Below are 6,928 nucleotides of genomic sequence, written 5' to 3'. Positions count from 1 at the left end.
AGGATGATATTTGGCCTGAAGATATCAAGGTTGATTTTCGACAGGTCAACATTGCCATTGCCCGAACCCTGCCGGAATTTAAGGGAAACAGGGAAATTACCGAAGTGGAATTACTCTACCTTGATGCTATTGCGGCGGCCCAAACCCTTATATACATAGAAAATCAGTATTTTACATCCTGGAAAGTGGCAGAGGTTTTAGCCCAGCGACTGAAGGAAGAGAGTGGCCCGGAAGTTGTGATTATCTGTCCCAGCATGACCGGTGGCTGGCTTGAACAACACACGATGGATGTATTGCGTTCCAGGATTTGCCGAAAGCTTTGTGAAGCCGATAAACATGACCGTCTGTTGATTTGTTACCCGCATCATGAAGCATTAGGTAATAGTTATATCAGTCTGCACAGCAAGATGATGATTGTTGATGATGTTTTTTTGCGAGTGGGGTCAGCTAATTTAAGTAATCGCTCGATGGGGCTTGATAGTGAATGTGATTTGGCAATTGAAGCAGAAAATGCAGAACAGTCTGATGCGATAAAGGCCTTACGTCATAGACTGCTCAGTGAACATCTTGATATTGCGGTTGATGTATTGGAAGAATTGCTGGCAGAACATGATTCGCTGCTTACGCTGATTAATTCCCGGGAACAGTTTCCACGTACCTTGAGAAGATTAAATTGTGAAGTTGATGAGAGTATCGATGAATTAACCCCGACAGCTGACTATATCGATCCTGAGCGTCCGGTAGACTCCGTTGAAATGAGCCGGAAGCTGGTGCCTATTGATGAGCCGAAGTCCCCTAAAAAACAGATCATTATCACGGCATTAGTCTTATTAGCCGTCATTGCAATGACCGCTTTATGGAAGTGGACGCCACTCAATGACTGGTTAACGGCTGAAAATCTTCAACTTATGATCGAGACCCTCAACGACAGTCCCTTTACTCCTTTTATTGTGATTACAGGTTTTGCTATTGCCGGTTTATTTGCAATACCGCTGACCTTATTAGTCGTGGCCGTTGCGATCAGTTTTGGTGCATGGCCGGGCAGTATATACGCTATTCTGGGGTCAATGCTGAGTGCGATATTGGGATATATCGTTGGTGAGTGGCTGGGGCGTAAAAGTGTGTCCAAAATGGCTGGGTCAAAATTAAACCGACTGTCAAAACGCTTGGCCAATCATGGTGTAATGGCCATTATTACCGTTCGGATTATTCCTGTGGCTCCTTTTACACTGATAAACTTGGTAGCAGGTGCATCTCATATCAAATTGAGAGATTTTATCTGGGGAACTCTGCTGGGAATGTTGCCGGGTATTTTAGCCATAACCGTTTTTGCAAATTCACTTATACAAGTCGTCCAACACCCTGAACCTTTCGAGATTATAATTTTTGTATTGGTGATTTTAGGGATTGGTAGCTTGATGTACGGTGTCAAAAAATGGCTTAACAGAATTTCGACAGATACGTGACCCAAATAAAACGACCAAATACCCTCAAGATCGCTACTTATAATATTCATGCCTGCATAGGGGCGGATGGAAAATTTGATCCTGCGCGTATCGCTGCCGTTTTAAAAGAAATCGATGCCGATATTGTTGCTTTACAGGAAGTCGAACACCATTCGATTGATGAGCTGGACCTACTCGAGTATCTGGCCTATCAGACGGGCCATGAAGCCATTGCTGGACCCACATTGTTTCGGGAAACTCGTCACTACGGAAATGCCCTGTTAACAAAGTTACCATTAAAGTCCTTCAAACATATTGATTTAAGTGTTGCCGGTTTCGAGCCACGAGGAGCCATCGAAGCTACTTTTGATGTTGCCGGCTATGAACTGCAAGTGATTGCGACCCATTTAGGATTGAAACCGGCAGAGCGGCGTTGGCAGGTTAAGCAGTTACTCGATGTTAAATCACAACAGGAAGCCGATATAAGCTGTTTACTGGGGGATGTGAATGAGTGGTTGCTATGGGGGCGTCCATTGCGTTGGTTACACAGACACTTCAGCGCGCCACCACACTTGGCGACTTTCCCGGCACGCTGGCCAATTTTCGCTTTGGATAGAATCTGGATTGCTCCGCAACGCAGCAACATTAAACTATCAGTTCATAAATCTGTTTTAGCAAGACAGGCATCAGATCATTTACCACTTGTTGCCAACATTGCTTTCTGAGCCCTATCAAGAACACTAAATAACCCCTTTTGGGCATTGCCCTGCAGCCAAATGTCGACTATCTTTGTACAGATTACTTCAGAGGCATGTATGACCTATTGTGTAGCCATTACCTTAGATGCAGGATTAGTGCTGACATCCGATTCCCGAACCAATGCCGGAATCGATCAGGTGAGCACCTACAGCAAGATGACCCGGTTTGAGACCCATGCTGATCGTTGTCTGGTATTAATGAGTGCAGGTAATCTGGCGACTACACAATTTGTGGTTGAACAGATTCATCGCGATATTCGTGAAAGTCAGGCACGTAATTTAAATACCTTAAGTTATCTTTCTGATACGGCTGATTACATCGGTGAAATCCTCAGTAGTCGAATCCGCCGTTATTCTGAAAATGAAGCTTCAGGCTTTGCCCCGGAAGCCACGTTATTGCTGGCCGGTCAGATTCAGGGTGGTCCTCCGCAGGCGTTTATGATTTACCCGCAGGGTAATCACATTACCAGTTCCAAAGAGACCCCTTATCTGCAGATTGGCGAGAGCAAATATGGCAAACCGGTGCTGGATCGTTTTATCCGGCCGGATACTTCTTTACTGGATGCAGCCACTTGTTCACTGATCTCAATGGACTCTACCATGCAGAGTAATGTCAGTGTCGGACCACCCATTGAAGTACTGATGTACAAAAAAGACAGTTACAATGTTAGCAATCACTACCGGTTTGGAGTAGAGCACCCATATCTTATTGAATTGAGAAAGGCGTGGGGGGATAAGCTTCGTCAGGCCTTTACCGAGATGCCCAGGTTTAGTGAACAGTAAAAAACGTCGTTAACGTTAAATATCATGCATTAGATCATGGATAAACTGCAGCTTTTTCTGCACCGCGGTTGACACCACAAATGGATAGGCATCAGCATTACCGATACTTCTGTTCAACGCGTTCAACACCAGTACTAACTGCATCCATTCTGATAACCAGACATGAAATTCCCGATCCGTTTCGGGGGGGCGAATAACCTCAAACTCCACTGCCGTTTCCAGTGTTTCATGCATCAACAGATAATGTGCCCAGGTTTCAGCCCAGTCTTCCAAGGCATGGGCGCTGGCGTAGGCTGAAATAAACTCCTGCTGAAAATCTTCGGGAGGGCCAGCCTCGTAATAAGCTGCCAAAGCCTGCGGATAATCAATAGTGTCATCACCGAATAATGCTTTAAACGCATCATAAATTGGCTGGTTTTTAATCAGTTTTTCCCAGTAGAAATGCCCGATTTCATGACGGAAATGGCCTAGTAACGTACGATAAGGCTCATTCATGGCCTCTCGGGTTGCTTCGCGATAGCTGTTATCAGCTTCTGAAGCATTTAACGTAATGATACCTGCCGCATGACCACTGAAAACCTGCTCATGACCATCAATCGGATTACTTATCTGATCTTCCAGAAAATGAAACTGCAGTTGCTGTGTATCAGTAGCTGGCCATTGATCTATCGGTAAACCTAACCGAAGCAAGCCATACAGCATCCTTCTTTTGGCCGCTTCCAGCACTGACCAGCGTTTAACGTTATACGGGTAGTTCTGATTAGGTATGACACGGGTTAACCGGCAGGATATGCATTGCGTAAAATTATCATCGGCCGGCAGCAGCCAGTTGCACTGCATCAAATGCTGATGATGGACACAGCGTTTATAACGTTTTTCGGGACTTTCCACCGAACGAAACTGGCCTTTGTAAGGCTCGATACTGACAATCTGTTGCTGTTCGGTATCAAATCCTAAGATCCTGTTGCAGCTGTTGCAATATGTATTATCAAAAAAAACTTCTTGCCCGCAATGACAATAAAAACGTTTCATGCGACCGATCTATCAGGGTGAAACCATTTTTGACTTATCTGAGAACTCAATTCAGCAAGTTTTGCCTGTAATTCATCCATACGGGTATAGATCATCTCGGCTGGAAGTTCTTTCAGATTTTCATTAAACATTTCAGACATGATTTTTTGATGGTGTTCCAATGTGGTTGCTGACTGAGGAAGAGGCCACAAATAACGTCCAATTGCTTTAAGCGAAAAGAATAAAGAACGTGGAAAAGCCTCATCTCGAATCAGAAAAGTTAATACGCCATCGGCGTTAACGGATGAACTGTAAGTCTGAGTGTACATCTGCTGAGCACTTAATGCGCGTAATAAATGTGTCCATAAAATGCCTTCTGCTGCACGCATCGATTCACTGCGGTTTTCAGCCATCAGTAATGACGTCATTTCCAGGATTCGACTGGTCATATCGGCGCGTTCCAGATGCTTGGCCGTTTGCATAAAATGATAGGCATGATTCCGGCTCATATGATTGACCAATATGCCCCACACAGTCTGACAGCGTTCCATGATGGTCAATAGCAATTGCTGACGTCGACGCCGGTTACTGATGGCCGCCATTTCATTTTTAACCAGCAGATACAGCTCATTTACCTGCTCCCAGGTTTCTTCCGGGAGGATATCCAGCGAGGTACGGGCATTTTCCCGAACGGCGGATAATGAATTAAGTAGCGATATCGGGTTATTGGGTTCTGCCAGCAAAAATTGCATCACATTATTTTCATTAATCTGTTCAAAGTTTGCGTGATAAAACATTTCAGCATCAAAAATGGTGACTAAGGTAAACCAGTCTATTTCGACGTCTCTGGGTAAATCCATCAGCAGCCCGGTATGGACATTGATTAAACGAGCGGTATTTTCGACCCGCTCCAGATATCTGGCCAACCAATAAACCCGTTCAGCTACCCGCGACAACATCAGTTAAGCCCTCCAAAATGTGAGTCATCCACTATCCAGGTATCTTTGCTGCCACCACCCTGTGAAGAATTAACAACTAGCGATCCTTTGACGAGTGCTACCCGGGTTAACCCGCCAGGTGTGACGTAGTTATTTTTACCAGACAGGATAAATGGCCGTAAATCCACATGACGAGGCGCAATATGATCGCCGCAACTGGTGGGGGATACCGATAACTTTAGGGTCGGTTGGGCGATGTAGTTATTAGGATCGTCGATTAATAATTGGCGAAAAGCTTCTATTTGTTCTTCACTGGAATGCGGCCCAACCAGCATGCCATAACCACCGGACTCATTAGCAGGTTTGACGACAAGATCCGCTAAGTTGTCGAGAACGTGCTGAAGTTGGTGCGGATCTCGACACATCCAGGTTGGTACATTGGGTAACAAAGGTTCTTCGTTGAGGTAATAGCGAATCATTGCCGGCACATAGGCATAAATAACTTTATCGTCGGCAACACCGCAGCCGGGGGCATTGGCAATGGCGACTTTTCCTTCGCGCCAGGATTGCATAATGCCGGGAATACCAAGTGTAGAATCCTCACGGAACACCAGAGGGTCAATAAAATCATCATCTATGCGTCGATAAATGACATCGACTCGTTCCAGACCATGAATGGTTTTCATATAGACATAACCATCATTGCCAACGGTCAGATCGGCGCCTTCCAACAAGATCAAACCCGCTTGCTGAGCTAATGCAGCATGCTCAAAATAAGCTGAGTTATAGATTCCCGGGGTCAGTAAAACCATCTTTGGATGTGTTATGTCATCGGGTGCCAGCGAAGCCAGCATTGCAGAAAGGTGTGAAGGGTAATCATTGACCGGGCTGATATGCAGTAATTTGAATAATTCCGGTAATACACGCTTGGTGGTCTTGCGGTTTTCCAGCATATAGGCAACACCGGATGGCACCCGTAAATTGTCTTCCAATACATACATCGTGCCGTTGTCATCACGCACTAAATCCGAACCACAAATATGCGCCCAGATCCCGTGTGCAGGTTGCATGCCTTTACATTGAGGTCGGTAACCTTTGGATTGCAGCACAACTTCTTCTGGAATCAGCCCATCACGAATAATGTTGCCATCGTTGTAAATATCATTGATGAACATATTTAAGGCACGAATTCGTTGCACCAGCCCCTTTTCGGTGCAATCCCATTCGCCTTTGGGAATGATGCGGGGAATGATATCGAAGGGCCAGGCACGATCAATATTGCCGGCATCGCTATAGACCGTGAAGGTAATACCACGCTCCAGAATTTCGAGTTCAGAATCAACGATACGCTGCTCGAATGCCTCTTTTCGCATGGATTTCAGATAATCCAGCAGTTTATAACTGAAGTGTCTTGGCTGATGCTGATCATGCATCAGCTCATCGTAGAACTCACCGGGATCATAATCACGCCACAGCTGCATCATGCTCATTTCCCCTTCTTCAGATAATCATGAAGCTGTGACTGCAATAGTTATGCCCTAAATCCCGGCGAATCCCTAATGCAGCCCGCTCCAGGCCATTCAGATGTGATTTTCAACAGTTACTGTTGTAACAAGGCAGCCCAGCCTTTTTTCTGCATACAGCCCAATAAGCCGCGGGTAACCAGACTCATATTCGCTTCAGGGGAGTGTTCTTTACCTAATTCCGCTGTGCAGGCTTCACTGTCATTCATTAGTTTTTCCGGTCCAGCACCCGCTCGCCACCATGAATTAACCTGTAATTTTTCCATGGGATCAACGGGTTTATCGTCAATTTCTGCCATGGCATCATCCGCTATCGCAATGGTTTTGCTTTCACCACGACTCAGTGGAATCAAGGGCTTATCTGCACTAACGACTAACCAGCCTTGCTGCTGCAGACACTGATCAATTTCTTTTTCAGAAGCTGACTCTGATTCACAGCGCTCTTTTTCACTTTGAAAATCTGTCGCAGT

At 45.5% G+C, this 6,928-nt stretch carries 7 protein-coding genes; 3 read left to right on the top strand and 4 right to left on the bottom strand.

Annotated features, from left to right (window positions below):
• The 3 genes from B3182_RS01650 to B3182_RS01640 form a co-directional block, all read left to right on the top strand.
• Nucleotides 1–1,466 (top strand): VTT domain-containing protein (locus B3182_RS01650; protein WP_292751280.1); only part of this gene is annotated, 1,466 nt, incomplete at its 5' end.
• Nucleotides 1,463–2,170 (top strand): endonuclease/exonuclease/phosphatase family protein, encoded by a 708-nt coding sequence (locus B3182_RS01645; protein WP_292354367.1) that lies wholly within the window; start codon nucleotides 1,463–1,465, stop codon nucleotides 2,168–2,170. The genes B3182_RS01650 and B3182_RS01645, both read left to right, overlap by 4 nt.
• A 51-nt stretch (nucleotides 2,171–2,221) precedes the next feature.
• Entirely contained in the window at nucleotides 2,222–2,986 is a 765-nt protein-coding gene (locus B3182_RS01640; RefSeq protein ID WP_292354369.1) for a proteasome-type protease, read from the top strand.
• 15 nt (nucleotides 2,987–3,001) lie between these two features.
• Here B3182_RS01640 and B3182_RS01635 read toward each other — a convergent pair whose 3' ends face one another.
• From B3182_RS01635 to B3182_RS01620, 4 genes are all read right to left on the bottom strand, one after another.
• Nucleotides 3,002–4,018 carry a zinc-binding metallopeptidase family protein gene (locus B3182_RS01635; protein ID WP_292354371.1) on the bottom strand — a complete coding sequence of 339 codons (1,017 nt, stop codon included), beginning with the start codon at nucleotides 4,016–4,018 and terminating at the stop codon, nucleotides 3,002–3,004.
• A complete protein-coding gene (locus B3182_RS01630) occupies nucleotides 4,015–4,956 on the bottom strand; it encodes an alpha-E domain-containing protein (RefSeq protein WP_292354373.1) in 942 nt (313 codons plus the stop codon). The genes B3182_RS01635 and B3182_RS01630 overlap by 4 nt, the downstream gene beginning before the upstream one ends.
• Nucleotides 4,956–6,419 carry a circularly permuted type 2 ATP-grasp protein gene (locus B3182_RS01625; protein WP_292354375.1) on the bottom strand — a complete coding sequence of 488 codons (1,464 nt, stop codon included), beginning with the start codon at nucleotides 6,417–6,419 and terminating at the stop codon, nucleotides 4,956–4,958. Before B3182_RS01625 ends, B3182_RS01630 begins: the two co-directional genes overlap by 1 nt.
• A 116-nt stretch (nucleotides 6,420–6,535) precedes the next feature.
• Nucleotides 6,536–6,928: hypothetical protein (locus tag B3182_RS01620; RefSeq protein ID WP_292751277.1), on the bottom strand; the 393-nt coding region annotated here is incomplete at its 5' end.

The sequence above is a fragment of the Methylophaga sp. UBA4204 genome, assembly GCF_002379485.1.
GTDB lineage: Bacteria > Pseudomonadota > Gammaproteobacteria > Nitrosococcales > Methylophagaceae > Methylophaga.
This window is presented reverse-complemented; position numbering and strand designations above follow the sequence as displayed.

What these genes read in the sequence shown, in the direction of transcription:
- B3182_RS01625 (WP_292354375.1), bottom strand. Translation starts at nt 6,419, where the DNA reads ATGATGCAGCTGTGGCGTGATTATGATCCCGGTGAGTTCTACGATGAG.
- B3182_RS01640 (WP_292354369.1), top strand. Translation starts at nt 2,222, where the DNA reads ATGTCGACTATCTTTGTACAGATTACTTCAGAGGCATGTATGACCTAT.
- B3182_RS01630 (WP_292354373.1), bottom strand. Translation starts at nt 4,956, where the DNA reads ATGTTGTCGCGGGTAGCTGAACGGGTTTATTGGTTGGCCAGATATCTG.
- B3182_RS01635 (WP_292354371.1), bottom strand. Translation starts at nt 4,018, where the DNA reads ATGAAACGTTTTTATTGTCATTGCGGGCAAGAAGTTTTTTTTGATAAT.